The 24,884-nt window shown below is 66.6% G+C and carries 26 protein-coding genes and 1 pseudogene; 12 read left to right on the top strand and 15 right to left on the bottom strand.

Translation table 11 applies throughout. From position 1 onward, the window contains the following. Positions 1-5: 5 nt before the first annotated feature. The 5 genes from clpB (at position 6) to TK90_RS10175 (ending at position 7,430) form a co-directional block, all read left to right on the top strand. On the top strand, positions 6-2,588 hold the full coding sequence (gene clpB, locus TK90_RS10195; protein WP_041444274.1) for an ATP-dependent chaperone ClpB: 2,583 nt from the start codon (positions 6-8) through the stop codon (positions 2,586-2,588). A gap of 199 nt (positions 2,589-2,787) precedes the next feature. Beyond that, complete coding sequence (locus TK90_RS10190) at positions 2,788-4,056, top strand: triacylglycerol lipase (protein ID WP_041444273.1); 1,269 nt, start codon at positions 2,788-2,790, stop codon at positions 4,054-4,056. A gap of 103 nt (positions 4,057-4,159) precedes the next feature. Continuing rightward, complete coding sequence (locus TK90_RS10185; RefSeq protein ID WP_012983396.1) at positions 4,160-5,323, top strand: putative zinc-binding metallopeptidase; 1,164 nt, start codon at positions 4,160-4,162, stop codon at positions 5,321-5,323. A gap of 27 nt (positions 5,324-5,350) precedes the next feature. Next, positions 5,351-7,027 (top strand): BCCT family transporter, encoded by a 1,677-nt coding sequence (locus TK90_RS10180; protein ID WP_012983395.1) that lies wholly within the window; start codon positions 5,351-5,353, stop codon positions 7,025-7,027. A 112-nt stretch (positions 7,028-7,139) separates the two neighbouring features. After that, the gene (locus TK90_RS10175) at positions 7,140-7,430 is read left to right on the top strand and encodes a hypothetical protein (RefSeq protein ID WP_012983394.1); all 291 of its coding nucleotides are present in this window, start codon (positions 7,140-7,142) and stop codon (positions 7,428-7,430) included. 51 nt (positions 7,431-7,481) lie between these two features. Here the strand turns inward: TK90_RS10175 and TK90_RS10170 are convergent, their stop codons facing one another. The 6 genes from TK90_RS10170 to TK90_RS10145 all read right to left on the bottom strand — a co-directional run bounded on the left by TK90_RS10170 (position 7,482) and on the right by TK90_RS10145 (position 10,835). Continuing rightward, a complete protein-coding gene (locus tag TK90_RS10170) occupies positions 7,482-8,060 on the bottom strand; it encodes a hypothetical protein (protein ID WP_012983393.1) in 579 nt (192 codons plus the stop codon). An 82-nt stretch (positions 8,061-8,142) separates the two neighbouring features. Beyond that, positions 8,143-9,141, bottom strand: a complete 999-nt coding sequence (locus TK90_RS10165) for an NAD(P)H-dependent glycerol-3-phosphate dehydrogenase (protein ID WP_012983392.1) — start codon at positions 9,139-9,141, stop codon at positions 8,143-8,145. Between the two features lie 15 nt (positions 9,142-9,156). Continuing rightward, positions 9,157-9,693 carry a protein-export chaperone SecB gene (gene secB / locus TK90_RS10160; protein WP_012983391.1) on the bottom strand — a complete coding sequence of 179 codons (537 nt, stop codon included), beginning with the start codon at positions 9,691-9,693 and terminating at the stop codon, positions 9,157-9,159. A 71-nt stretch (positions 9,694-9,764) separates the two neighbouring features. After that, positions 9,765-10,043, bottom strand: coding sequence for a glutaredoxin domain-containing protein (locus tag TK90_RS10155; protein WP_012983390.1), 279 nt, complete (start codon positions 10,041-10,043; stop codon positions 9,765-9,767). Next, positions 10,043-10,471: a rhodanese-like domain-containing protein gene (locus TK90_RS10150; RefSeq protein ID WP_012983389.1), complete on the bottom strand. Its 429-nt coding sequence runs from the start codon at positions 10,469-10,471 to the stop codon at positions 10,043-10,045. The genes TK90_RS10155 and TK90_RS10150 overlap by 1 nt, the downstream gene beginning before the upstream one ends. 28 nt (positions 10,472-10,499) lie before the next feature. Beyond that, complete coding sequence (locus TK90_RS10145) at positions 10,500-10,835, bottom strand: helix-turn-helix transcriptional regulator (RefSeq protein ID WP_012983388.1); 336 nt, start codon at positions 10,833-10,835, stop codon at positions 10,500-10,502. 79 nt (positions 10,836-10,914) lie between these two features. Between TK90_RS10145 and TK90_RS10140 the strand changes: the two genes are divergently transcribed. The 6 genes from TK90_RS10140 (at position 10,915) to ruvA (ending at position 16,148) form a co-directional block, all read left to right on the top strand. Then, positions 10,915-12,114, top strand: coding sequence for a peptidoglycan DD-metalloendopeptidase family protein (locus TK90_RS10140; protein ID WP_041444272.1), 1,200 nt, complete (start codon positions 10,915-10,917; stop codon positions 12,112-12,114). 141 nt (positions 12,115-12,255) lie between these two features. Beyond that, positions 12,256-13,542 carry a S41 family peptidase gene (locus tag TK90_RS10135; RefSeq protein WP_012983386.1) on the top strand — a complete coding sequence of 429 codons (1,287 nt, stop codon included), beginning with the start codon at positions 12,256-12,258 and terminating at the stop codon, positions 13,540-13,542. A gap of 14 nt (positions 13,543-13,556) precedes the next feature. Continuing rightward, positions 13,557-14,111, top strand: coding sequence for a DJ-1 family glyoxalase III (locus TK90_RS10130; protein ID WP_012983385.1), 555 nt, complete (start codon positions 13,557-13,559; stop codon positions 14,109-14,111). Positions 14,112-14,271: 160 nt separating this feature from the next. Further along, complete coding sequence (locus TK90_RS10125; protein ID WP_012983384.1) at positions 14,272-15,009, top strand: YebC/PmpR family DNA-binding transcriptional regulator; 738 nt, start codon at positions 14,272-14,274, stop codon at positions 15,007-15,009. Positions 15,010-15,030: 21 nt separating this feature from the next. Continuing rightward, positions 15,031-15,546: a crossover junction endodeoxyribonuclease RuvC gene (gene ruvC, locus TK90_RS10120; RefSeq protein WP_012983383.1), complete on the top strand. Its 516-nt coding sequence runs from the start codon at positions 15,031-15,033 to the stop codon at positions 15,544-15,546. Then, a complete protein-coding gene (gene ruvA, locus TK90_RS10115; protein ID WP_012983382.1) occupies positions 15,543-16,148 on the top strand; it encodes a Holliday junction branch migration protein RuvA in 606 nt (201 codons plus the stop codon). Before ruvC ends, ruvA begins: the two co-directional genes overlap by 4 nt. Before the next feature lie 51 nt (positions 16,149-16,199). Here ruvA and TK90_RS10110 read toward each other — a convergent pair whose 3' ends face one another. Further along, complete coding sequence (locus TK90_RS10110; RefSeq protein WP_012983381.1) at positions 16,200-16,640, bottom strand: DUF3617 family protein; 441 nt, start codon at positions 16,638-16,640, stop codon at positions 16,200-16,202. A 119-nt stretch (positions 16,641-16,759) separates the two neighbouring features. Between TK90_RS10110 and TK90_RS10105 the strand changes: the two genes are divergently transcribed. Then, positions 16,760-17,719 (top strand): matrixin family metalloprotease, encoded by a 960-nt coding sequence (locus tag TK90_RS10105; protein WP_012983380.1) that lies wholly within the window; start codon positions 16,760-16,762, stop codon positions 17,717-17,719. A 34-nt stretch (positions 17,720-17,753) separates the two neighbouring features. On the opposite strand, the gene TK90_RS10100 is transcribed toward TK90_RS10105, so the two are convergent. The 8 genes and pseudogenes from TK90_RS10100 to rpmA form a co-directional block, all read right to left on the bottom strand. Further along, positions 17,754-19,052 (bottom strand): OmpP1/FadL family transporter, encoded by a 1,299-nt coding sequence (locus tag TK90_RS10100; protein WP_012983379.1) that lies wholly within the window; start codon positions 19,050-19,052, stop codon positions 17,754-17,756. 163 nt (positions 19,053-19,215) lie between these two features. Beyond that, positions 19,216-19,404, bottom strand: a complete 189-nt coding sequence (locus tag TK90_RS10095) for a DUF3185 family protein (protein WP_012983378.1) — start codon at positions 19,402-19,404, stop codon at positions 19,216-19,218. A gap of 24 nt (positions 19,405-19,428) precedes the next feature. Beyond that, a complete protein-coding gene (locus TK90_RS10090; protein ID WP_012983377.1) occupies positions 19,429-19,686 on the bottom strand; it encodes a GlsB/YeaQ/YmgE family stress response membrane protein in 258 nt (85 codons plus the stop codon). Between the two features lie 63 nt (positions 19,687-19,749). Further along, positions 19,750-21,825 (bottom strand): annotated as a pseudogene (recG, locus tag TK90_RS10085) (ATP-dependent DNA helicase RecG); the annotation flags it as partial. Between the two features lie 7 nt (positions 21,826-21,832). Continuing rightward, complete coding sequence (locus TK90_RS10080; RefSeq protein ID WP_012983375.1) at positions 21,833-22,222, bottom strand: RidA family protein; 390 nt, start codon at positions 22,220-22,222, stop codon at positions 21,833-21,835. Positions 22,223-22,307: 85 nt separating this feature from the next. After that, a complete protein-coding gene (gene proB, locus TK90_RS10075) occupies positions 22,308-23,438 on the bottom strand; it encodes a glutamate 5-kinase (RefSeq protein WP_012983374.1) in 1,131 nt (376 codons plus the stop codon). Continuing rightward, entirely contained in the window at positions 23,435-24,505 is a 1,071-nt protein-coding gene (cgtA, locus tag TK90_RS10070; protein WP_012983373.1) for an Obg family GTPase CgtA, read from the bottom strand. Before cgtA ends, proB begins: the two co-directional genes overlap by 4 nt. Before the next feature lie 100 nt (positions 24,506-24,605). After that, on the bottom strand, positions 24,606-24,866 hold the full coding sequence (rpmA, locus tag TK90_RS10065; protein WP_012983372.1) for a 50S ribosomal protein L27: 261 nt from the start codon (positions 24,864-24,866) through the stop codon (positions 24,606-24,608). Positions 24,867-24,884: the final 18 nt, after the last annotated feature.

Raw genomic sequence — 24,884 nt, 5'->3', positions numbered from 1 at the left:
TGCGAATGGATCGCCTGACCACCAAGTTCCAGTCCGCGATCGCCGATGCGCAGTCACTTGCCGTTGGCCGCGACCACCAGTTCATCGAACCGTCCCACCTGTTGCTGGCGTTGCTGGACCAGGATGGCGGTACCGTGCGCCATGTGCTCGACCGCGCGGGCGTCAACGTGCGCCAGCTGCGTTCGGCACTGGGCGAGGCGCTGGACCGCATGCCTCGCGTCGAGGGCGCGGCCGGGGAGGTCCATGTCTCCAATGACCTGGGCCGTCTGCTGAATGTCTGCGACAAGCTGGCCCAGCAGAACAAGGATCAGTACATCTCTAGCGAGCTGTTCCTGCTTGCCGCCGTCGACGAGAAGGGTGGCGTGGGCGAGATGCTGCGCCAGGCCGGCGCCAACAAGGACGCGCTGGACAAGGCCATACATGACATCCGCGGTGGCAACCAGGTGGACAACCCGGATGCCGAGGAGAGCCGCCAGGCGCTGGAGAAATACACCACCGACCTGACCGAGCGCGCCGAGCAGGGCAAGCTGGACCCGGTGATCGGGCGTGACGAGGAGATTCGCCGCTCGATCCAGGTGCTGCAGCGCCGCACCAAGAACAACCCGGTGCTGATCGGCGAGCCCGGCGTCGGCAAGACCGCGATCGTCGAGGGCCTGGCCCAGCGCATTATCAACGGCGAGGTGCCCGAGGGGCTCAAGGACAAGCGCGTGCTCGCGCTGGACCTGGGGGCGCTGCTGGCCGGGGCCAAATACCGCGGCGATTTCGAGGAACGGCTGAAGTCCGTGCTCAAGGAGCTCTCGCAGGAAGAGGGTCGCGTGATCCTGTTCATCGACGAGATCCACACCCTGGTGGGTGCCGGCAAGGCCGAGGGTGCGATGGATGCGGGCAACATGCTCAAGCCCGCGCTGGCACGGGGCGAGCTGCACTGCATCGGCGCGACCACGCTGGATGAATACCGCCAGAACATCGAAAAGGACGCCGCGCTGGAGCGCCGCTTTCAGAAGGTACTGGTGGATGAGCCTACCCTGGAGGACACGATCGCCATCCTTCGCGGGCTCAAGGAACGCTACGAGGTCCATCACGGGATCGAAATTACTGACCCGGCCATCGTGGCCGCCGCGCAGCTCTCGCAGCGCTACATTACCGACCGGCAACTGCCGGACAAGGCGATCGACCTGATCGACGAGGCGGCCAGCCGCATCAAGATGGAGATCGACTCCAAGCCCGAATCCATGGATCGTCTGGAACGCCGCCTGATCCAGCTGAAGATCGAGCGCGAGGCCCTGAAAAAGGAATCCGACGATGCCTCGAAAAAGCGTCTGGATACGCTGCAGGAGGAGATCGAGCGCCTGGAGCGCGAGTACTCCGATCTGGAAGAGGTCTGGAAGTCCGAGAAGGCCTCGGTCTCCGGCGCCGCGCAACTGAAGGAAGAACTGGAGCGTGCCCGCATGGAGCTGGAGACGGCCCGCCGCGCCGGGGATCTCTCGCGCATGTCGGAGCTGCAGTATGGCCGTATTCCGGACCTGGAAAAGTCCCTGGCCATGGCCCACGAGATGGAGAGCCAGGAGACCAAGCTGCTGCGTACCAAGGTGACCGACGAAGAGGTCGCCGAGGTCGTCTCGCGCTGGACCGGCATCCCGGTCTCCAAGATGCTGGAGGGCGAAAAGGACAAGCTGCTGCGCATGGAGGAGGCGATCGGCGCCCGCGTGGTCGGCCAGTCCGAGGCGGTCAATGCGGTGGCCAATGCCATCCGCCGCTCGCGAGCGGGCCTGTCGGACCCGAATCGCCCGAACGGCTCGTTCCTGTTCCTCGGTCCGACCGGTGTGGGCAAGACCGAGCTGACCAAGGCGCTGGCCAGTTTCCTGTTCGATACGGAAGAGGCCATGGTGCGCATCGATATGTCGGAGTTCATGGAGAAACACTCCGTGGCGCGGCTGATCGGGGCGCCCCCGGGCTACATCGGCTACGAGGAAGGCGGCTACCTGACCGAGGCCGTGCGCCGCAAGCCGTACTCCGTAATCCTGCTGGACGAGGTCGAAAAGGCACACCCGGATGTCTTCAACGTGCTGCTGCAGGTTCTGGACGACGGCCGCTTGACCGATGGTCATGGCCGTACCGTGGACTTCCGCAACACGGTGATTGTGATGACCTCCAACCTTGGCTCGCAGCAGATCCAGGAGATGGCCGGCGAGGAGAACTACGACGCGATGAAGGCCGCGGTGATGGAGATCGTCGGGCAGCACTTCCGCCCCGAGTTCATCAACCGCGTGGACGACGTGGTCGTGTTCCACCCGCTGGAACGCGAGCAGATCCGCGCGATCGCCGACATCCAGTTGCAGTACCTGCGCAAGCGGTTGGAGGAGCGCGACCTGTCGATCACCATCACCGACGCCGCGCTGGATCACCTGGGCGCGGCCGGGTTCGACCCGGTGTACGGCGCGCGTCCGCTCAAGCGGGCGATCCAGACCCAGCTGGAGAATCCGCTGGCACAGTCGCTGCTGGCCGGCGAATTCGGCCCTGGCGACACCATCGAGGTGGACATGGCCGACGGGCATCTGGCCTTCACCCGCGCCGCGGCGGCCGCCTGATCCGGTCCGCTTCTGTCCATGATCGCAAGGCCCGCTGCGTGCGGGCCTTTTTTGTGGGAAGTCCGTGGCGTTCCGGTCACGGTGATACCGGGTGGCAGCAGGCGATCGGGCGCGTGCGCCGCTATCCTGAGAGGAACAGGTGGGCGGCGAGACGCACGAGCCGCTTGTTGGACTGATCCGGGTGGGCAGGAAGGCGGACATGGACGGAGCAAGGATTGCCGCGCTGGTGCTGGCGGCGGGGTGGCTGACGGGCTGCGGGTTGTGGGATGCGCGTGGACAAATGCAGATGATGGGCCAGGCCTGCACGATTTCCGGCACCGTAGTGGCGGATGACGCGGTCCCGGGGCCGTATGTGGTCGCGGTATTCCGCGCGCCGATGGAGGAGGGCGCGGTTCCGGAACCGGTGGACCATGTCGTGAGTGCCGGTGGCGGCGAGTGGTTCTTTGGCTTGGCGCCGGGGCGTTACCAGGTCCTGGCCTTTGCCGACCCCGAACGTGACGGCCAGCACGAGGCGGGGGCGCCGGTATACCTGGCGAACCAGGGCGGCATGCTGGACTGCCCTGCGGGCACGCGCTTGGGCAATATGGAGATCCAGATCGAGGGTGAAGGGGTCGCGGGGCATGCGATCGCGCTGCCCGTCATGCGCGGTGCCGGTCCGGATGGCAGTCCCATCAGCGTTGGGGGGGTCACGGCGTTCGGGGAAGTGACCACGCTGGATGATCCGCGTTTCGACGACGATGTCGCGCGCGGGAGCCAGTGGCGGCCGGTGGATTTCATGCTGGCTGGTTATGCCGGGATCTATTTCCTGGAGCCCTACGACCCCGACCGCATCCCGGTGCTGTTCGTGCATGGGATGAATGGCTCCCCGCGGGGGTTCGCCGAACTCATCGACCAACTCGATCGCGAGCGCTACCAGCCCTGGCTGTATTACTACCCGTCCGGGCTCCCCCTGCAGTCCATCGCCGCACACCTGGCCCAGACTCTGGAAGAAATCGAGTTGCGCTATGAAGTGGAGTCGCTGCCGGTCGTTGCGCACAGTATGGGCGGCCTGGTGGCAAAGGGCTTTCTGCATGAGCGCGCACGTCGCGCGTCGCCGGCCCATATCCCGCGAATGATTGCGCTGTCTACGCCCTGGCATGGGCATGCGGCTGCGCAGTCGGGGGTCGATCGCTCGCCGGTGGTGATCCCGGTCTGGCGCGACATGGTGCCCGGTAGTGAATACCAGCGGCGGTTGTTCGAGTCGGAGCTGTTGGAGGAGACCGAACTGCATCTGCTGTTCAGCTTCCGCCGCCCGGAAAGCGGGGCGCGTGCGGGTACGGACGGCGTGCTCACCCTGGCGACCATGCTGTACCCCCCGATTCAGGCGATGGCGAGCAGCGTCTATGGGGTGGATACCACGCATGCGGGGATTCTCACGCATCCGATGGCGCTGGAGCGGGTGCAGATGCTGCTCGAGTCTGGCTCCTGACAGGGCGATCGGGGATGGGAATGCACGCGACGCATGCAGCGGTTTTGGCGTAGGCTGAAAGGCGCGCCGTGAATCGCGGTGGTGCGCTTTTCGGGAGGTCGCAATGCAGCTGTTCGAGTGTGAAAGCTGCGGTAGTGTCATTTACTTCGACAACACCTACTGCAATCGCTGTGGTTATCGCCTGGGCTTTCTGCCCGACCGTCTTGAGCTGTCGGCGCTGGAGATGGCCGGGGATGCACTGTATTCCTCCGGGGAGCCGATCCCGGGCGGGCTGTGGCGTGTCGCGGGCGAACCCGATGGGCCGCTTTATCGCCAGTGCCGCCACTACGCGGTGGACGCGGTCTGTAACTGGATGGTGCGCCACGATGATCCGGAGGGCTATTGCCGCGCGTGCCGGCTGAACCGCACCATCCCGGATCTGAGCGTGCCCGGCAATGCGCGCCTGTGGGAACGGATGGAGACGGAAAAGCGGCGCCTGGTCTACAGCCTGTTGCGCCTGGGGTTACCCGTTGTGTCCAAGCAGACGGACTCCGCCGGCGTGGCGTTCGATTTTCTTGCCGACCCGAACCCCGATTTCCACGAGGGTGGCGGCGTGGTAACCGGGCATGCGAACGGCGTGATTACACTCAACATCGCGGAGGCGGACCCGTCCGTGCGCGAGAGCATGCGCGAGGCCATGGCCGAGCCCTACCGCACCATCCTCGGCCACTTTCGTCATGAATCGGCGCATTACTACTGGGACCGGCTGATCCGGGGCACGCGCTGGCACGAGTACTTCCGCAATCGTTTCGGGGACGAACGCATTGCCTACGACGAGGCCTTGCGCCGCCATTACGAGAACGGCCCGCCCAGCGACTGGCAGGACCATTTCGTATCCGCCTATGCCAGTTCCCACCCATGGGAGGACTGGGCCGAGACCTGGGCGCATTACCTGCATATCGTCGATGCGCTGGACACGGCGGCGGCCTATGGTATGGATGTCGCGCCCAGTGTCGGAGAGGCGGCGAGGCTCGGGCCGCAGGGCGGGCAGTCGCATTTCGATGCCTACGCGACCGACGATCCGGACGCCCTGGTCGCGCACTGGCTGCCGCTGGCCGCGGCGTTGAACAGCCTGAATCGCAGCATGGGTCATGCCCATGTCTATCCATTCGTGCTGACGCCGGAAGCGATCTCGAAACTGGGTTTCGTGCATCGGGTGATCCAGGATTTCCGCACCGGTAACCGGTCCGCAGGCGAGCGGGAACTGTTGCATACGCACCGCGTCTGAGGGCCGGACACTTCAGGGAGGAAGCGCATGTACAACGTCGCGACCCGAGGACCCTTCAAGGGGCTGAACCCGCGTGTGGCCCCGATCGCGCTGCTGCTGGTGGTGCTGATCGCGCTGTTTGCGATCTACCGCACCGAGCAGCTCGAACGGGTCGTCTTTGATACCCGCGCCTTTCTGACACCCTTTCTCGAGTGGTACTACGTGGTCGCGATGGCCCTGTTCCTGGTCATCGTGATCTGGCTGGGGGTCGGGCGTTACAAGAACGTGCGCCTGGGGCGCGACGACGAGGTACCGGAGTTCACCACGGTGTCGTGGCTGGCGATGCTGTTCGCCGCCGGCATGGGCGTGGGCCTTCTGTTCTGGGCGGTGGCCGAGCCGCTCAGCCACTACGGGGGCAACCCGTTCCTGCTGGACAATGGCGAGACGGCCGAGGCCGCCGACATGTCCATGGTGCTGACCTATTTTCACTGGGGTCTCAATGCCTGGGCGGTGTTTGCCCTGCTGGCGCTCATCCTCGCCTATTTCGGCTTCCGCAGGGGGCAACCGCTGGCGCTTCGTTCCGCGCTGCATCCCCTGATCGGAAAGTACAGCCATGGCTGGCCCGGCGATATCGTGGATCTGCTGGCCATCCTCGCCACCGTGTTCGGGATCGCGACCACCCTGGGGCTGGGTATTCAGCAGCTGGACACCGGGTTGGTGCATACCCTGGGGATTTCCGGCGGCGAAAATGGACAGCTGTTCCTGGCGGCGCTGCTGACGGTGATTGCGATTGTTTCGGTGATTACCGGTGTTCAGGTCGGCGTGCAGCGGGTCTCGCAGGCCAATATGTGGCTGAGCGTGGCCCTGATGGGACTGCTGCTGATATGGGGGCCGACCCAGTACCTGCTGGCGTTGTTCGTCCAGTCCTCCGGCAGCTATTTGCAGAATCTGCTGGGGCTTTCGCTGTACACCCACGCCCATCAGACGGATCCCTGGCACTCCGACTGGACAGTGTTCTACTGGGGCTGGTGGCTGGCCTGGGCCCCGTTCGTCGGGCTGTTTATCGCGCGCATCTCGCGCGGGCGCACGCTGCGCGAATTCGTCCTGGGCGTGTTGCTGGTGCCCACGGTTATCACCTTTTTCTGGCTGTCCATGCTGGGCGGTACAGCCCTGTACGCGGAGGTCAACGGGGTCGCGGACATTGCCGACAAGGTCTCCGAGGACCTGACCATGGCGACCTTTGCGACCATGGACACGCTGGAGCCCTGGCTGGTGGCGAAGATCGGGGGCGGGCTGATCACGATCCTGATCGCCACCTACCTGTTGACCTCGGCCAACGCCGGGATCGTCGTGATCAACACCCTGCTGGCTCACGGTTCTACCGTGCATCGCAAGCGGCACCTGACCATCTGGGGTGCCCTGATTGGCCTGATCACCGCGGTGCTGTTGCTGGCGGGCGGGCTGGAGGTCCTGCAAAGCGCGGTGATCCTGGCCGCCCTGCCATTTTCGCTGGTGATCCTGATGATGATCGTCGGGCTGATCCGGGGGCTGGAGCAGGAACGCTGGGCCCCACGCCCGGGCGAGCGGACGGTTCTGCCCAGCGAGCCCTGGCAGGTTCCGGCGGATCGCATGAACGAGGACTATGACAGCGAGGATGATGCGCCCGAATCCGGCCCGGACGATGACGGCAAGGACGAGCGCGAGCCACCGCCACGGCCGTGGTGAGGACCTTGCGCCTCGCACGATTCAGCGGAAAGTCCCCCCGGCTTTGCGTTCACTTTTGGGCACGGCGGCCTTGCCTTAGCCTGTTCACACATTTGATAACCGAGAGAGCATCATGAGCGACGATACCCTGCAGCTGTCCGGCGACCTGATCCAGAAGATTCAGGATGTGCTGGTCGAGACCGATCCCAAGGCCCAGCAGCCCATCGTGGCCGTGCAGTATCTGAGCGCGATTACCGGTTTTCTGGTGGCCCAGATGCCGGAGTCGGTGAACGAGCGCAAGGAGTATCTCAAGCAGCTCTCGCAGTTCACCGAGTCGGTGTTCGTGGATATGGAGAGCCGCAAGCAGGCCGCCCCGCCGCCGCAACAGGAGGCCAGTGGCGTCTGGCGTCCGGGCGATAACTAGGGGGCGTTTGTACCCGCCCGTGCGGGCGTGGGTTCCGGGGCTGGGGCGGCGTCAGTCGTCCCCGGTTTCGCTGTTCTTGCGTGAGCGCATCTGGCGCAGCATGGCTTCCTGCTCGTTGAAGCTCGGCATGCGCCGCTTGCCGCCCACATCGCGATCACGTCGATTCGCCCCGGCCGGGCCCGGGTGCCCGGCGCGCTCGCCTTCCTTGATCGACTGGTATTCGGCCAGTTCGCGCTGGGCGTCTTCGTCGCTGGTATAGCGGCCGCGATAGTCCTGCGGCGGTTTGTGGCCCTTGCGCAGGAACAGCTGTTTGCGCAGCTCCTTGTTGTAGTCGGTCACACGGCGGTCGATCCAGACAAGATCAAATGCCGCCCAGCCAAGCATGGCACCGGCTGGAATCAGCCACCACCAGCCGGCCAGGAGCCAGGCCACGATCAGCGTCGCCACGCTCAGGCCGACAAAACCCATTCCGCCCAGCGGTTCGCGCAGGTAGAAGCGATGCAGCCCCAGGGGAAACAGGATCCAGGCGATGTAGGCGGGCGGGCGCGCGCGCATCTCGGCCGCGAGTTTTGCGTTGATCGCTTGCAGGCCGCCGCCCTCGAGATCCAGTTCCTTCCACGCCTTGCGCATGGATGCCTCCCAGCTGTGAACGATATCCGTCCACCGTAACGAACCATGCGGGCGGCTGCGATTGCGCGGGTTCGGCTCGGGGTTACCCGGCCGGGTTCTCGTGGGTCGGGTCGCGCTCCAGCAGCCGGCGGGCGGCCTCGCGCACGGGGCGACCCTGGTAGAGCACCGCGTGGACTTCGGCGCAGATGGGCATGTCCACCGAAAGGGCCCTGGCGCGGGCACTGATCTGGCGTGCGGTCTCCACCCCTTCGACCGACTGTCCGATACGGGCGCGGGCCGTCTCCAGGTCATAGCCCTGGCCCAGCAGGCGCCCCAGTCGGCGGTTGCGCGACTGGTCATCGGTGCAGGTGAGGATCAGGTCGCCCAGTCCGGACAGCCCGGTCAGGGTGCCTGGCTGGGCCCCGACAGCCTCGCCCAGGCGCTGCATCTCGGCCAGTCCACGGGTCATCAGTGCCGCACGGGCGTTGGCGCCGTAGCCCGCGCCGTCGGCGATCCCGGTCGCGACTGCCAGCACGTTCTTTAACGCGCCACCGAGCTCTACGCCGATCACGTCGGGGTTGCGATAGATGCGCAGGGCCTCACCGTGCAGGGCTCCGGTCAGCTGGTCCAGGCTGCGCCCGCTCTGCGAGGCCGCCGTGAGCGCGGTGGGCTGTCCGCGGGCCACCTCGGCGGCGAAGGAGGGGCCGGAGACCAGGGCAGGCGGGAAGTCAGTGCCCAGTTCTTCCTCGGCGATCTCGTGCAGCCACGCTCCGCTGGAGGTCTCGAGCCCCTTGGTCGCCCAGGCGACCGTCTGCCCTTCACACAGGCGCGGTTGCATCCAGCGCAGGGTCTCGCGAAAGGCCCCGGACGGGACCGCGATCAGGATCAGGTCCGCGTCGTCGATCGCACCGGGGTCGGCGGTGATGGAGAGGGTTTCCGGGAACGGGATGCCAGGCAGATAGCGGGCGTTCTCGCGCTCGCGGTTCAGCCGCTCGGCCGTCTCGTCCTTGCGGACCCAGAGCACGACGTCCTGGTGCAGCCGCGCGGCGTGGATCGCCAGCGCGGTACCCCAGGAGCCGCCACCCAGGAGTGCGATGCGCACGGGTGCGGGCCCCGGTCAGGCCTGGGAGGTCGACTCCGGCGCGGCCGCCTGCGAGTCTCCGGACGCCTTTTTCTGGTCTTCCAGGTGCTGCTGGTACAGCGCCTCGAAGTTGACCGGCTGCAGCAGCAGCTGCGGGAAGCCACCCTTGAGCACCAGGTCTGCGACGGTTTCGCGCGCGAACGGGAACAGCAGGTTCGGGCAATAGGAGCCCAGAAGCTGGTTGAGCTGGTCGCGCGGAAAGCCCCGGATGATGAAGACACCGGCCTGGTTGATTTCGACCAGGTAGGCGGTCTTGCCATTGGACTCGGTGGTTACAGTCAGCTTCAGCTCGACCTCGAACACGCCTTCCTCTTCGCGAATCGGGCGGGCGTTGGTGTTCAGCTGAATGTTGGTGTCACCCTTCCACTCATTCAGAAAGATCTCGGGAGCGTCCGGCGATTCGAACGAGATGTCCTTGATGAATACCTTCTGGATGGAGAAGCCGGGGTTGTCCTGGGTGTTGCCCTGGGCGCCCGCGCCGTTACCGCTGGTGTTGGAGGTTTCTTCAGCCATGATGTCGTTCCGAGTCGTGGAAGTTGGGTTCGTGTCGGGGCATCGTATAGGAATGCGGCACCGGAATGGGCTCAGCTCACGCCGGTGCGCTCGATCCCGGCCGCTTCGGCCATGCGTTGCAGCTCACCGGAGCGATCCAGCGCCTGCAACTCGTCGTAGCCGCCGATGTGGGTATCGCCGAGGAAGATCTGTGGTACCGAACTGCGCCCGGCCCGCTGCTCCATCTCCGCGCGCGCCCCCGGTTCGCGATCCACCGGGTGGTCGTCGAAGGGATAGCCGTGGTGGATCAGCAGCCGGCGGGCCAGCAGACAGAAGGGACAGCGGACCGTGCCATAGACCTCGAAGCGCATTACTTCTTCTTGATTGGCATGCCCGCGGATTGCCAGGCCTGGATGCCACCCTGCAGGTTCACGACATCCTGAAAACCCGCCGAGGTCAGTTGCGAGGCGGCCGTCGCGGAGCGGTTGCCGCTGCGGCAGTACACCACCACCGGCTTGTCCTTGTACTGGGCGATGTCGTCCATACGCTTTTGCAGACTGCCCACCGGGATGTGCTTGGCACCGCCAATGCGGCCGGAGGCGATCTCGTTGTCCTCGCGCACGTCCAGCACCAGGCTGTCGTCCTGGTTGATTACGCGCACCGCCTCGCTCGGCGACAGGGTGCGGTACTTGCGGGTCAGGCGGCGGAACTCGGTGAACAGGATCATCCCGACGACCGCGAGCAGGGCACCGGTCAGGATCGGGTGGTTGGACAGGAATTCAGGGAGTCTTTCGAGCATTCAGGCGGCCGGGTCGGTAATGAGGATGTCAGGAGCTGCAGAAAACGTCCTGCATCATACCGATCAGGCGCAGCGTGCGGGAGTCCCCCACCCGGTAGTAGACGCGGTTCGCATCCTTGCGGGTCGCCAGGATGCCCTTGTCGCGCAGGATGCCCAAGTGCTGCGAAATGTTGCTCTGCGAGGTCCCGACCTGATCGACGATTTCCTGTACGCTGATCTCGCGATCGCCGAGAATGCAGAGGATCTTGAGCCGCAGGGGGTGGGACATGGCCTTGAGCGAGCGCGAGGCCCGCTCGATGTCCTCGTCCTGGGACATCAGTTCGTCTTCGACCATCTTTTCTTCTTCGACCGTTTCGTTGCTCACGGCATGCCTCTTTATTTTATTTTGCGAAACAGCAGGCCCGTAACCGGGTGAGAATATAAGTACCTAAACGTACCCCGATATGCGAATTTGCGCAATCTTGACTTCCCGATACCCCTTACTGCTTGTTCTGGCGGCATTTTTGCTGGCCCCCGCGGGCACCGTGTCGGCGTTTGAACCAGAGGCCGAACTGGAGGAGACGCTGGAGGCCATCCGCGACCTGGAGCGCAGCCAGGAGGAGCGCCAGGCGGCGCTCGAGCGCCTGGAGGACGAGCTCGAGCGGGCGGCCCGGGGCAGCAGCGAGTCGCGGCGCGAACTGCGCGAACTGGAGGCCGAACGCGAGCAGCAGGCCGAGGTGATCGCCGAGCACGAGGCACGTGTCGAACAGGAAGAGGATCGCCTGCGCGAAGAACGCGTGCAGGCGGGGCGACTGCTGCGAGACCAGTGGCAGCGCGACCGGCACCCGGGGCGGGTGCCGGGTACCGGTGGCGACGGCGAGCTGAGCCGGCTGCATCCGGAGATCGCCGCGCGCTTGCGCGAGGCACGGGCCGAGGCACTGGCGGCCCTGGGCGAGCAACTCGAGGTGTTGCGGGCCGCCCGCGATGATCTGGAGCGCGAGCAGGCGGTGCTGGCCGAGCAGGAGGCGGAGCTGCGCGAGGTGGTGGCCGAGCTCGAGCGCGAGGAGGAACGGCAGCGCGCGGCGATGGACGAGCTGGAACGCGCGATCGAGGACGAGGCGCTGGAGCTGGCGCGCCTGGAGCGCAATGCCGAGACGCTGGAGGAGCTGATCCGCGAGGTGGAGCGTGATGCGGCGGAGCGCGAAGAGCGCGCGGCGCGTGGCGACCCTCCGCCCGATCGGGGGCCCGTACGGTCCGATGTGGCATTTTCCGACCTCCAGGGGGAACTCCCCAGACCCGCCGAAGGCTCGGTCGTCCGGCGTTTCAACGAGCCGCGTGGCAGTCGTCTGCAGTCCCGTTGGCGGGGGACCGTTCTGGAGGTCGACAATGGCGAGGCGGTACATGCCGTCCACTTTGGCCGCGTGGTCTACGCCGACTGGATGCAGGGATACGGCTTTCTGGTCATCCTCGATCACGGGGGCGGTTACCTGACGCTGTACAGCAACCTGGAGGAGATCCTGGTCGCCGAGGGCGAGGAAATCGAAGGCGGCGAGCGCATGGCTCTGGCCGGCGCGGGTCGCGAGGCGATCGCGCCGGGGCTGTACTTCGAAATTCGGCGAAATGGCGATCCGTTGAACCCTGAGGATTGGTGGCTATCTCAATGACGAGCATCACGAAAAAAACGTGACCGTGTTTGAAGGATTTGTCGGGCGAAAACAGCAGACGCAGTCGGGCGTTCAGGCATGGGTCAGATTCCCGGTGCTACCATCGACCCGGTAAATACCTCCGTTTCTAGAGGATCGGTAATGAAGAAGTCGTGTCGCACCGGGTACGCCCTGGTGGTGGGTTTGGTGGTCGGTGTCATGCTTAGCGTGTCGGTGGCGGTGTATGCCGATCGCGAGAATGGCGCACAGAATGCCTTGCCGGTGGAGGACCTGCAGCGGTTTACCGAGGTGTATATGCGCATCAAGCGCAATTACGTCACCGAGGTGGACGACAAGGAGCTGCTGGATAACGCCATCCAGGGGATGCTGTCCGGGCTGGATCCGCATTCGGCCTACCTGGACGAACAGGACTTCGAGGACATGCAGGTCGGCACCTCCGGCGAGTTCGGCGGTCTGGGGATCGAGGTCGGTATGGAGGATGGCTTCGTCAAGGTCATTGCCCCGATCGATGGCACCCCGGCGAGCAAGGCCGGCATCGAGGCGGGTGACCTGATCATTCGCCTGGACGGTGAATCGGTGCAGGGCATGACGCTGTCCGATGCCGTCTCCAAGATGCGCGGCGAGAAGGGCTCCGACATTACTCTGACCATCGTCCGCGAGGGCGAGGACCAGCCGAAGGAGATCACCCTTACCCGTGACCGTATCCAGGTCCAGAGTGTGCGCTCCGAGATTCTCGAAGACGGGTATGGCTACCTGCGTATCAGCAACTTCCAGCAGCGCACCGCGCGTGACGTTGTGCGAGCCGTCGAAGAGCTGAAGGAAGAGGGCGATCTGCGCGGCCTGGTGCTGGATCTGCGCAACAATCCGGGCGGCATCCTGAATGGTGCGGTCGGTGTGTCCGATGCTTTCCTGGAGGAAGGGCTGATCGTTTATACCGAGGGTCGGTTGGAGGACTCTCAGTTCCGCTATCAGGCCTCGCCGGGTGATGTGCTCGGCGGTGCCCCGATGGTGGTACTGGTGAACCGGGGTTCGGCCTCGGCCTCCGAGATCGTGGCCGGCGCCCTGCAGGATCACAAGCGCGCGGTGGTCATGGGCCAGAACACCTTTGGCAAGGGTTCGGTGCAGACAATCCTGCCGCTGACCGAGAACACCGGTATCAAGCTGACCACGGCGCGTTACTTCACGCCGGATGGGCGCAACATCGAGGAAGAGGGAGTAGCACCCGACATCCGGCTGGAAAACCTGACGGTCACGCGTGCCGAAGGCGAGGATGAGCGTGACGCCCAGGCGCGTATGCAGCGCGAGCTGCAGGGCGAGGACGTGCCGGAAGACGATGACGACAATGGCGAGAGCCTGGCCGAGCGTGATTACGGTCTGAGCGAGGCCCTGAATCTGCTCAAAGGGCTGAACATCTACAGTCAGCGCTGATTGGGGGTGCGGCCATGACGGAGGAAACACCACGTGTCCTGGTGCCGCTGGCGGCCGGGGCCGAGGAGCTGGAGGCCGTCACCATCATCGACCTGTTGCGCCGCGCGCGCTTCGAGGTCACGGTCGCGGGGCTCGAACAGGGCCCCGTGCGCTGTTCCCGCGGGACGGTGATCCAGCCCGATACCACGCTGGATGCCATTCAGGACGATGCCTTCGACCTGATCGTGTTGCCCGGTGGTCTGCCGGGGGCCGATCACCTGCGCGACAACCCGCATGTACAGGCGATGCTGCGGGCGCAGGCAGAGCGCGACGGCTGGCTGGGCGCGATCTGCGCCGGGCCCAAGGCGCTGGCGCAGGCGGGGGTGCTGGAAGGTCACCGGGTGACCTCGTTTACCGGTGCGCTGGATGAATCGGGCATCCCCTCTACCGGGGGACTGGTCGAGGTTGACGGGCGCATCATCACCGGCCGCGGTCCGGGCGCGGCGATGGACTTTGCCCTGACCCTGATCGAGCAACTGGCCGGGCGCGAGGCCCGCGAGGCCGTCGAGGGACCGTTGCTGCGTCCTTAGAAAGACAGACCTTTCCTGCTCCCGTGCAAGCCCTGCGCGGTTCCATCCAGCGTCACTTCGCATCCTGGCATGAACCCGACAGCCCCAGTCGATTAGACTGTGCGGGTCTCGCGGTCGCCTGGCCGCGCCCAACGAACCCAACCCAAGGAGTCGTGACCGAATGGCAGGCCACAGCAAGTGGGCGAACATCCAGCATCGCAAGAACGCCCAGGACGCCAAGCGCGGCAAACTCTTTACCAAGCTGATCCGCGAGATCACCGTCGCTGCCCGGCAGGGCGGGTCCGACCCCGAGACCAATCCGCGCCTGCGCCTGGCGATCGACAAGGCGCTCGGCGCCAACATGACGCGGGATACCATCGAGCGCGCGGCCAAGCGCGGCGCTGGCGAGACCGACGGGGCCGCGATGGAGGAGATCCGCTACGAGGGCTATGGCCCGGGCGGCGCGGCGATCCTGGTCGACTGCATGACCGACAATCGCAACCGGACCGTGGCCGAGGTGCGTCACGCCTTCTCCAAGATGGGTGGCAACCTGGGGACCGATGGCTCGGTGGCCTACCTGTTCCAGAACAAGGGCGTGATTCGTTTTGCGCCGGGGCTGGACGACGAGACGGTCATGGAGGCCGCGCTAGAGGGTGGGGCCGAGGACGTGCAGGTCGAGGACGACGGCGCGATCGAGGTGATTACCGAGCCCGATACCTATCAGGACGTGCGCCAGGCGCTGCTGGACCGAGGGCTGGAGCCGGAGAGCTCGGAGGTCACCTGGCGCCCGGAGACCCTGTCGCCACTGGATGCGGAGACCGCCGAATCCGTGCTGAAACTCCTGGAGATGCTGGACGACCTGGATGACGTGCAGAACGTCTTTACCAACGCCGACTTCCCGGAAGGCGTGGGGCAGTAGCGCGAGTTCCTGGACAAGCGAATGCGCATCCTTGGTATCGACCCCGGATCGCGGATCACTGGCTTTGCGGTGATCGAGTACGCCAAGGGCCAGGGCCGTTCCCGCGGCCATGGCGTGATCCGGCCCAGATCCAAGGGGTTTCCCGAACGACTGGGCGAGATCTTCGCCGGCGTGGTCGAGGTGATCGGCGAACTCAAGCCCGACGTGCTGGCGATCGAAACGGTGTTCGTCGCGCGCAATGCGCAGTCGGCGATCAAGCTGGGGCACGCCCGGGGGGCCGCCATCTGCGCGGCGACTCAGGCCGGGCTCCCGGTACATGAATATGCCCCGCGTGCGATCAAGATGGCCGTGGTCGGCGTGGGCAGCGCGGACAAGGAGCAGGTCCAGCACATGATGCAGCAATTGTTACGTCTGACCGAACCGGCCAGCAGCGATGCCGCCGATGCCCTGGCCGTCGCGCTGTGCCATGCCCATACCGCCCAGCACCAGGCGCGTCTGGCAGGCGCCGCCTCGGCCGTGATTGGGGGGCGCCCGTGATTGCCCGGCTGGAGGGGACGCTGATCAGCCGCGAGGTGAATGGCGTGGTGATCGATGCGGGGGGTGTGGGCTACGAGGTCGAGGTCCCGCTCTCCACGCTGGCGGCCCTGCCGGAGCCGGGCGCGACCGTGGTCCTGACCACGCACCTCGTGGTACGTGAGGATGCGCACCAGCTGTTCGGGTTCATGCACAAGCGCGACCGCGATCTGTTCCGGCGCCTGATCCGAGTCAACGGGATCGGGGCCAAACTCGCGCTCGCGATGCTCTCGACCTATGCGGGTGACGAACTCGCCGGCCTGATCAGCGGCGGTGACGTGACCGGGCTGGCCAAGGTCCCGGGGATCGGCAAGCGCACGGCTGAACGCGTGGTGCTGGAGCTGGGCGAGCGCCTGGCCGAGATGGGATTCGCGGCTGCGCCGGGGGGTGCCGACGCAGGGGCCGATATCCCGGGTGCCGCGATGGACGGCGAGGCCCTGGCAGCGCTCGAGTCATTGGGTTATCCACGCGCCAGCGCGGAGAAGATGGTCGCCGCCGTGCGCGATCAGGCCGACTCGGTGGAGTCGCTCGTGCGTCTCGCACTGCGTGCGACCGTAAGGCGTTGAGTACCCGGCCCGGTATTACCGGGGCCGGGCCGATATGGCAAAAAACAGCTCCTAGCAGTCGCCGATGCGCTGGCCTTCAACGGTGATGCGCACGGACATGGGGCCCATCGGCGAGTCGATCTCGCTGCGCATTTCACCCTCGGCGCGATCTCCCATGAATTGCATCGAGCCCTGCATGTCCATGCTGGTGCCGTCGGGATCGGTGCAGGTCATGGTGTAGTCCACGCCGTCCGCGCGCATGTCCATGCTGTCCACACTACAGCCCTCGGGCGCCTCGATCATCTCCTCGCCGCGCGCGAGGTCGTCCTCGGTCACGCACTCGGTGTAGGTCTCGGTCTGCTCCGGCATCTGGTGTGCGCCTTCCATGGTGGTGGTGTTGGTGTACTCCCACTCGCCCGGCTGAATGTTCGGTGTTTCGGCCTGGGCCACCAGTGGCAGGAACGCGAACGGGATGGCGGCCAGCAGGCCGTAAAGGCTGAAACGAGGCATCATGATGGGGCTCTCCCTGCGAAATGTGTGCGGTTCATGGTGCCTCGGCGTCTGCAGGGGAGCAAATTGGCGAATGCCGCAGATCGGTGGCATGTTGCGCTTGGGGATCTCGGAGGGGATGCATGGCCATACCGTTATGGGTGCTGGGCGGTGCGGGTGCCGTGGTGCTGGGCGGGGCCGTGTTGCTGGATGGCGATCCGCGCGATTTCCTGGCGGGCGGGGGGCATCCGGCCGCGCCCGGCTGTGCGATTCCGGTGGAGATGCATCTGGGCGAGATCGACCCGCGCTTCGAGCTGGAGCCCGACGAAGTGCGCCGCGCACTCGATGCCGCGGTGGCGATGTGGGAGACCCATACCGAAGAACGGCTGTTCACCGCGCGCGACGGCGAGGGAATGGCCGTGCGGCTGGTGTTCGACGAACGTCAGGCCGGCGCCATGGCACGGGAGCGCTCGCGCGCGCAGCTGGATCGGGCGCAAGAGGATATCGACGATGCCCGCGAGCGCCTGGAACGCCATCGCTCGGCGCTGAATGCCGACGTCGAGCTGTACGAACGCCGCGTGCGCGGGTTCGACGAGCGGCGCCGCGCGCATGAAGGCCGGGTCGCCGACTGGAACGCGGGTCGGGTGGAGCACAGTGCACAGGCCCGCGAGCGTCTGGAGCAGGGGGCGCGAGAGCTGCGCGAGGAGCACGATCGACTGGAGGAACGCCGCCGCGGGCTGGAGGATCGCCGGGCGGATCTGAACGCGGCCGGGCGCGAGCTGGAACGCGAGGTTGCGGCCTTCAATGAACAGGTCGAGCAGTACAACCGGGCAGCGGCCATGGGCAGCGGTTTCGACATGGCGATCTACCAGCAACAGGGCAACCGTCGCAGCATCACGGTCTACAAGGCGAGCGACTTTGACGAGTTGCGCCTGACGCTGGCACACGAGCTCGGCCATGCCCTGGGGATCGGGCACGTCGATGATCCCGCCGCGGTCATGCACGCGGAGCTGGGCCCGGCGAACGCGGGTCGCGAGGACCTGGCCCCGGCGGATCGAGCGGCCCTAGTGGAGTCGTGCGGAGTAGAACGGGTGACGCCGTGAAGGGCCGGGGCGTGATCCCTCGCCCCGGCAGGCATCAGAAGCGGTAGCGCAACCCGGCCGACAGGACGTGCACATCGCCGCGCGTGCGCCCGCGAGTCTCGGTGCTCACCCCGACTTCCGCAAATTCCGATTCGAGCTCGATCGACTCGCTGCCGACGTCGATATAGGCATAGCCGAAGTCGAAGCTGAAGCGATCGCTGGCGCGGTAGCTGGCGCCGACCGTGTACCAGATGCGATCGCCATCCGGTGTGCGCGTGCTGCGAAAGCCGTCGCGGGTTGGCGTGCGGTCGTACTGGATGCCGGCGCGCAGCGTCCACTGCGGGTTGGCCTGATACTCGGCGCCCAGCGCGATGGCGTAGCTGTCGCGATAGGCCTGCTCCACCGTCTGGATGGAACCACCAGCGCTGCGTACATCGATTTCGTCGAAGTTCGACCAGCGAAACCAGGTGTACTGAACAAGCCCGGTCCAGCGCGCATCGAACTCGTGCGACAGGGCGACGCTCGCGACATCCGGCAGTTTGAGCCGGGCCTGGGCGGACATCGTCGTACTCTCGCCCAGCCCCTGCGGTGGGGTAACCGTCGCCGTGCCACGCAGGGTCTGGCTCACCCCGTGGCGGTAGTGCAGGCCCAGCCGGGTCGCGTCGGTCAGGTCGGCCTGCAGGCCCAGGTTGAAACCGACATCCCAGCTGTCGCCCTCCAGCTTGAATTCGCCATCGGTGTCCGGGTCGGGGCCCGCGGGCGAGGGGACGGCGCTGCGCAGCGTCGCGTTCGCGTAATGGAGGTCCAGACCACCGCCGATGGAAACGCGTTCGCTCAACTCGAAGGCCATCGACGGGTGCAGGTTGATCACCTTCAGGTCGGTATCGGTGGAGTCGTAGCGCCCGAAGAAATCGTCGTCGTAGTCGTTGGCCAGGCCATAGGGTGCGGTCAGCCCCACGCCCAGCCACAGGCGCTCGCCGTAGCGCTCGGCCCAGTAGAGATTCGGGACGGGGGTCGGATCGTATGGGTTGCCGCCGCTGCCGCCGTCAATGGGCTGTTCACCGAAGGCGCCGGTGGCCGATGAGCCCTGGTCGCTTAGGCGTGTGCGTGGCATCAGCAGGTGCACGTTGGCCTGAAACTCGCCGCTTTCCAGGCGCGTCATGCCGGCGGGGTTGAAGTAGATGGTGCTGGCATCATTGGCTGCGGCGGCCTCGCCGGCGTAGGCCCGGCCAAGGCCTGTGACGCCCTGTTCCTGGATGTAGAACCCCGCCGCGAGCAGGGTGGTCGGCGCGGCGAACATGGCGCCGGCGACGGCGACACAGAGCGCCAGTCGGCGCGTGGAATGGTGCGTCATGCGGTCCCCCTGGTCTTGTTATGGGCGGGGCAGGGCCTGGCCCCTGTCCCGGGGTGACCGCCTGCTCCCGGTTCGGACCCTACCGGGTAGAATGATATTCGCCAACCTTTTTGCCGTGTCAGAGCATGATAAATATCATGCTCTGAGGGGTGGCTGAGGGGGGTCAGACCAGGAGGGCGAGCCCCACGACCGCGGCGGTGATGCCCCCGATCAGCAGGGCAAGCGTGCGCTGGGTGAAGCGGCCAAGGAACAGGCGCGCCGCCCGCTCACGCAGGCCAAAGCTGTCCTGCAGGCCGACGATGGCCGCGATCAGGCCACCGACCAGCAGGACAATGCCGAGGATCTGGATCATCGCGTCTCCCTCCATGCGGTTTGTTTACCACTTGCGTGGTGCGATCAGGCGCAGTAGCGCCAGCAGCAGGATGGCCCCGACAGTGGCCGCCACCAGCGTGCCGATCAGGCCGGCCGTCGGGACTCCCAGCTGGGTGAACAGCCAGCCGCCCAGCACCGCCCCGATGACCCCGATCACGATATTCAGCAGGATGCCCTGACCGGCGCCGTGGACCAGCAACCCCGCGAGCCAGCCGGCGATGCCGCCGATCAGCAGCAGCAATAACAGTGATTCAACGGGCATTGAGTGCTCCTTTGCTCTCTTGTCTGATGGATGACCGGGGCGGGTGTTCCGTGCGGCCCTGATTCAGCCGACGGTGGCGTAGCGCGTGGCGCTGCCCAGCCAGCGTTCGATCAGGGCCGCCGCGCGTGGCGGGTCCTCGCGCATGCGCAGGGCCAGCTCTGTGGCCTCCTCCAGCAGGTCCTGATCGCGCGACCAGTCGGCCACACGGAAGCTGCGGTCGCCCGTCTGGCGCGTGCCCAGCAGCTCGCCGGGGCCGCGCAACCGGAGGTCCACCTCCGCGATCTCGAAGCCGTCGTCGGTCCGGCGCATCGCCTCCAGGCGCTCGCGGGCGGTTTCGCCCAGCGGCGGGCGGTAAAGCAGCACGCAGGCAGAGGCGGTGTTGCCGCGCCCGACACGGCCACGCAACTGGTGCAGCTGTGACAGCCCCATGCGTTCGGCGTTCTCGATGATCATCAGGCTCGCATTGGGGACATCCACGCCGACCTCGATCACCGTGGTGGCGACCAGCAGATCGAGCGCGCCGGCACGAAAGCGTTCCATCACCGTATCGCGCTCGGGCCCCTTCATGCGCCCGTGGGCCAGTCCGATGCTCAGCTCCGGCAGCGCCTCGCGCAGGCGTTCGGCGGTTGCTTCGGCGGATTCCGCCTCCAGTTGTTCGGATTCCTCCACCAGCGGGCAGACCCAGTAGGCCTGGGTCCCGGAGCCGCAGGCGGCACGGATGCGGTCGATCACTTCGTCACGACGCTCGTGGCTGATCAGTGCGGTGCGCACGGGCGTGCGCCCCGGCGGACGCTCGTCGATGACCGAGCTGTCCAGGTCGGCATACAGGGCCATGGCCAGCGTGCGCGGGATTGGTGTTGCGGTCATGATCAGCTGATGCGGCATCTGGCCATTGCCCTTGTCGCGCAGGGCCATGCGCTGGTGCACGCCAAAGCGGTGCTGCTCGTCGATGATCGCCAGTCCCAGGCGGTGGAAGCGGACCTCTTCCTGGAACAGGGCGTGGGTGCCGATCGCGACCTGGCGATGGCCACTGGCCAGTTCCGAAAGCAACTGACCCCGCTCGCTGGCGCCCTGGCGTCCGCCCAGCCATGCCACCGAAACGCCCAGCGGTTCCAGCCACTGGGCGAGATTGCGCCCGTGCTGACGGGCGAGCAGCTCGGTGGGGGCCATGAATGCGACCTGATGGCCGGCTTCCACTGCCGCGAGGGCGGCCGCGACCGCGACCAGGGTCTTGCCGGAGCCGACGTCGCCCTGCACCAGCCGGTTCATCGGGGTCGGGCGGGCCAGGTCCTCACGCACCTCGTGGATCACGCGCTCCTGTGCGCTGGTGGGTGCGAACGGGAGCTGGTCGCGCAGTTGTCGCCACAGCGCGCCCGCGGGACGGATGACCGGCGCGCGGCGCGCATCCTGTGGGGTGCGGTTTTGTTCCATGCGGGCGAGCTGGTGGGCGGTCAGCTCCTCCAGTGCCAGGCGGGTGCGCGCGGGCCCGCGCTGCTCGGCGGTGTCCAGTGCATCCAGGACCTCGGCCCGTGCCGGGGGGTGGTGCAGCTGCTGCAGGGCCGTGTGCAGCCCGGGTAGCTGGCGCTGGTTCAGTTCCGGGAGCAGGTCGGGCAGCTGCTCGGTCGTCGGCAGGGCCTCGGTGACCAGCTGACGCAGGAGCTTCTGCGAGATGCCCTCGGTCGTCGGATAGATCGGGGTGAGGTGGGTTTCCAGCACGGGTGGTTTCGTGCCTACCACCTGGAGTTCCGGGTGCACGCACTCCATCGCGCCGGGCATGCCGCGCGGTTCGCCGAAGGCGCGAATGCGCGTACCCGGGCTCAGGCGGCGCTGCTGGCCGCTGCCGAAATGGAAGAACCGCAGCAGGATGGACGCGCCGTCCTCTTCCAGCGTGACCACCAGCATGCGGCGGCGGCGATGGACGACCTCGGCGTGGGTGACCCGGCCCTCGAACAGGGCGGACAGTCCCGGGCGCAGGGCGCGGATCGGGGTCAGCCGGGTGCGGTCCTCGAAACGCAGTGGCAGGTGCAGGAGGAGGTCCCGGGCCTGTTCCAGGCCCAGACGGGCCAGGCGCTCGGCCACCGCGGGGCCGACACCCTTGAACCCCGTCAGCGGCGTCTGCAGGTCCACCGCGGTCGCCGCGCGCGGATCAGCCGCGCGGGCACCAGGCGATGGCGTCCATCTCCACCTGCGCGCCCTTGGGCAGGGCGGCCACGCCGATCGCGGCGCGGGCCGGATACGGCTCGGCGAAGACCTCGCTCATGATCTTGTTGACCAGCGGGAAGTGGGTCAGGTCGATCAGGAAGATGTTCAGCTTGGCGATGTCGGAGAAATCCGCATTGGCGGCCTCCAGCACGGCTTTCAGGTTGTCGAACACACGGCGAATCTGGTCTTCGATGCCGCCGTCGACCAGTTCCATCGTGGCCGGGTCCAGAGGGATCTGGCCGGACAGGTACAGGGTGTCGCCGGCGCGCACGGCCTGGGAGTAGGGGCCGATCGCGGCCGGGGCGTTTTCGGTCTGGATGATTTCGCGCGACATGCGGGCTCCTTGGCTCGGGTCGGTGATTCGGGATGCGGGCACCTTACCGCATTCGTTGAGCGGTGGGATCGCCGGGACAATGCATCTACAGGAGAACGAGATTGTCGCGGTGAATGAGCTCGGGTTCCAGAAGGTAGCCGAGCTCCGCCTCGATATGGTCCGCGCGCAGGCCGCGGATGCGTTCCACCTCGCTGGAGGCGTAGTTGGTCAGTCCGCGTGCGAACGGGCGGCCGTCCGGGTCGACGCAGGTCACGACCTCGCCGCGCCGAAAGTCGCCGCGCAGGCCCACCACGCCCACCGGCAGCAGGCTGCGGCCCGACTCGCGCAACACGCGTGCGGCGCCGGCATCCAGCAGGAGCTCGCCGCGCGAATGCAGCTGGTCGGCCAGCCAGCGCTTGCGCGCGGCCAGCGGCTCGCGGTCGGGTTTGAGCCAGGTGCCCAGGCGCTCGTTCTTCAGTACGCGGCCGATCACCTGGGCCTCGCGCCCGGAGGCGATCACGGTATGCGTGCCGGAGCGTGCGGCGCGCTCCGCGGCCTTGAGCTTGGTGGCCATGCCGCCGCGCCCCAGGCGTCCGAAATCGGCGGCCACGAAGCGGTGCAGTTCGGTATCCGTGGCGCGGCCCTCGTGGATCAACTGCGCGTCGGCGTGCTGGCGCGGATCGCGGTCGAACAGGCCGTCCTGGTCGGTCAGGATCAGTAGCAGGTCGGCGACCACGAGATTGGCAACCAGCGCCGCCAGGGTGTCGTTGTCCCCCAGCCGGATCTCCTCGTAGGCGACCGTGTCGTTCTCGTTCACCACGGGGATGGTCCCCATCTCCAGCAGGGCCTGCATGGTCGAGCGGGCGTTCAGGTAGCGCGAGCGATCGGCGAGGTCGTCATGCGTCAGCAGGACCTGTGCCGCGTGCAGGCCGTGGCTTGCGAACTCCCGCTCGTAGGCCTGCACCAGACCCATCTGCCCCACAGCGGCGGCGGCCTGCAGGCGATGCAACTGGTGCGGGCGCTCGCTCATCCCCAGTCGGCGCATGCCCTCGGCCACCGCGCCACTGGAGACCAGGATCACCTCCAGACCCTTGCGTCGGAGCGCGGCGATTTGATGCGCCCAGGATTCCAGCGCCGGGCGGTCCAGGCCGGCGCCATCGGCGGTGATCAGTGCGGAGCCGATCTTGACGACCACGCGGCGTACGGTCGGCAGTTCGCGCAGCGTGCGGTTGCTCACGCGGAGCCCTCCCCGGCCTCGCCGGAGGTTTCTGCGCGCGGTGCCTGCGGCTCGCGGTTTGCCTCCTCGACGTGGCGCATGACCGCCTGTAACAGCGTGTCGACGCCATCGCCGGTGACGGCGGAGATCGTGAATACCGGGCGTTCGGGCCCGGCGACCTCGCGAACCCTCGCGATCAGGCCATCCAGCGATTCGGTGTCCAGCAGTTCCTTCTTGTTGAGCACGATCCAGCGCGGCCGGCTCGCCAGGTCGTCGCTGTGGCGCTCGAGTTCGCCCAGCGCGGTCTGCATGTCCGCGACGGGATCGGCTTCGGGATCGGGCGGGGCCACGTCCACCACATGCAGAAGCAGCCGCGTGCGCGCCAGATGCTTGAGAAAGCGGGTGCCCAGCCCCGCACCCTCGGCAGCACCTTCGATCAGGCCGGGGATGTCGGCCATCACAAAGCTCTGGTTCGGCCCGATGCGGACCACACCCAGTTGCGGGACGAGGGTGGTGAACGGATAGTCCGCGATCTTCGGGCGCGCGGCCGATGCCCGCGCGAGCAGCGTGGACTTGCCGGCATTCGGCAGGCCCAGCAGCCCGACATCGGCCAGCACCATCAGCTCGAGCCCCAGCCGCCGCAGCTCGCCCGGGGTGCCGGGCTTGCTCTGGCGTGGGGCCTGGTTGGTGGAGGACTTGTAGCGCGTGTTGCCGAGCCCGTGAAAGCCCCCCTGGGCGACCAGCAGGCGCTCGCCGTGGCGCGTGATATCGCCGAGGACCTCGTCGGTGTCGGCGTCACGGACCTGAGTGCCGACCGGGACCGGGATCACCAGATCCTCACCGGAGGCGCCGGTGCGCTGGCGACCCATGCCGTTCTCGCCGCGCTGGGCATCGAAGCGGCGCTGGTAACGGAAGTCGGCGAGGGTGTTCAGACCCTCGTCCCCGATCAGCCAGACCGATCCGCCGTCGCCCCCGTCACCCCCGTCGGGACCACCGAACGGGATGAATTTCTCGCGGCGAAAGCTTACGCAGCCGTTTCCGCCGTCTCCGGCCTTCACGGTGATGGTCGCCTCGTCGATGAATTTCATGCCGTTGTTTCCTTGGGGGGATGCGGATGGATTGCGGTATGCACAAATAAAAAAAGCCCCGCGGAACGGGGCTTTTCGGCGCTACCAGTGGCGTGTCCGCTTACTGCTGCGGCTGCACGCTCACGAAGCGCCGGTTGTTCGGGCCACCGACCTTGAACACGACCTGGCCGTCGACCTTCGCGAACAGCGTGTGGTCCTTGCCACAACCCACGTTCTCGCCGGGATGATACTGCGTCCCGCGCTGACGGACGAGGATGTTGCCGGCGCGCACGACCTGGCCACCAAAGCGCTTCACGCCCAGGCGTTTGCTCTCGGAATCGCGCCCGTTGCGGGTACTCCCGCCTGCCTTCTTATGTGCCATGCCTCAAAATCTCCTGAG

Source organism: Thioalkalivibrio sp. K90mix (assembly GCF_000025545.1).
GTDB lineage: Bacteria > Pseudomonadota > Gammaproteobacteria > Ectothiorhodospirales > Ectothiorhodospiraceae > Thioalkalivibrio.
The sequence above is the reverse complement of the archived record's forward strand: the minus strand, read 5'-3'. Positions and strand labels throughout refer to the sequence as shown.

Coding starts and splice junctions, on each gene's coding strand:
- TK90_RS10190 (WP_041444273.1), top strand. CDS start 2,788: ATGGACGGAGCAAGGATTGCCGCGCTGGTGCTGGCGGCGGGGTGGCTG.
- ruvC (WP_012983383.1), top strand. CDS start 15,031: ATGCGCATCCTTGGTATCGACCCCGGATCGCGGATCACTGGCTTTGCG.
- TK90_RS10170 (WP_012983393.1), bottom strand. CDS start 8,060: ATGCGCAAGGCGTGGAAGGAACTGGATCTCGAGGGCGGCGGCCTGCAA.
- TK90_RS10095 (WP_012983378.1), bottom strand. CDS start 19,404: ATGATCCAGATCCTCGGCATTGTCCTGCTGGTCGGTGGCCTGATCGCG.
- TK90_RS10150 (WP_012983389.1), bottom strand. CDS start 10,471: ATGCTCGAAAGACTCCCTGAATTCCTGTCCAACCACCCGATCCTGACC.
- TK90_RS10100 (WP_012983379.1), bottom strand. CDS start 19,052: ATGACGCACCATTCCACGCGCCGACTGGCGCTCTGTGTCGCCGTCGCC.
- cgtA (WP_012983373.1), bottom strand. CDS start 24,505: ATGAAATTCATCGACGAGGCGACCATCACCGTGAAGGCCGGAGACGGC.
- secB (WP_012983391.1), bottom strand. CDS start 9,693: ATGGCTGAAGAAACCTCCAACACCAGCGGTAACGGCGCGGGCGCCCAG.
- TK90_RS10080 (WP_012983375.1), bottom strand. CDS start 22,222: ATGTCGCGCGAAATCATCCAGACCGAAAACGCCCCGGCCGCGATCGGC.
- rpmA (WP_012983372.1), bottom strand. CDS start 24,866: ATGGCACATAAGAAGGCAGGCGGGAGTACCCGCAACGGGCGCGATTCC.
- TK90_RS10155 (WP_012983390.1), bottom strand. CDS start 10,043: ATGCGCTTCGAGGTCTATGGCACGGTCCGCTGTCCCTTCTGTCTGCTG.
- TK90_RS10125 (WP_012983384.1), top strand. CDS start 14,272: ATGGCAGGCCACAGCAAGTGGGCGAACATCCAGCATCGCAAGAACGCC.
- TK90_RS10090 (WP_012983377.1), bottom strand. CDS start 19,686: ATGCCCGTTGAATCACTGTTATTGCTGCTGCTGATCGGCGGCATCGCC.
- TK90_RS10105 (WP_012983380.1), top strand. CDS start 16,760: ATGGCCATACCGTTATGGGTGCTGGGCGGTGCGGGTGCCGTGGTGCTG.
- TK90_RS10135 (WP_012983386.1), top strand. CDS start 12,256: ATGAAGAAGTCGTGTCGCACCGGGTACGCCCTGGTGGTGGGTTTGGTG.
- TK90_RS10110 (WP_012983381.1), bottom strand. CDS start 16,640: ATGATGCCTCGTTTCAGCCTTTACGGCCTGCTGGCCGCCATCCCGTTC.
- TK90_RS10130 (WP_012983385.1), top strand. CDS start 13,557: ATGACGGAGGAAACACCACGTGTCCTGGTGCCGCTGGCGGCCGGGGCC.
- TK90_RS10185 (WP_012983396.1), top strand. CDS start 4,160: ATGCAGCTGTTCGAGTGTGAAAGCTGCGGTAGTGTCATTTACTTCGAC.
- TK90_RS10140 (WP_041444272.1), top strand. CDS start 10,915: ATGCGAATTTGCGCAATCTTGACTTCCCGATACCCCTTACTGCTTGTT.
- clpB (WP_041444274.1), top strand. CDS start 6: ATGGATCGCCTGACCACCAAGTTCCAGTCCGCGATCGCCGATGCGCAG.
- TK90_RS10180 (WP_012983395.1), top strand. CDS start 5,351: ATGTACAACGTCGCGACCCGAGGACCCTTCAAGGGGCTGAACCCGCGT.
- TK90_RS10175 (WP_012983394.1), top strand. CDS start 7,140: ATGAGCGACGATACCCTGCAGCTGTCCGGCGACCTGATCCAGAAGATT.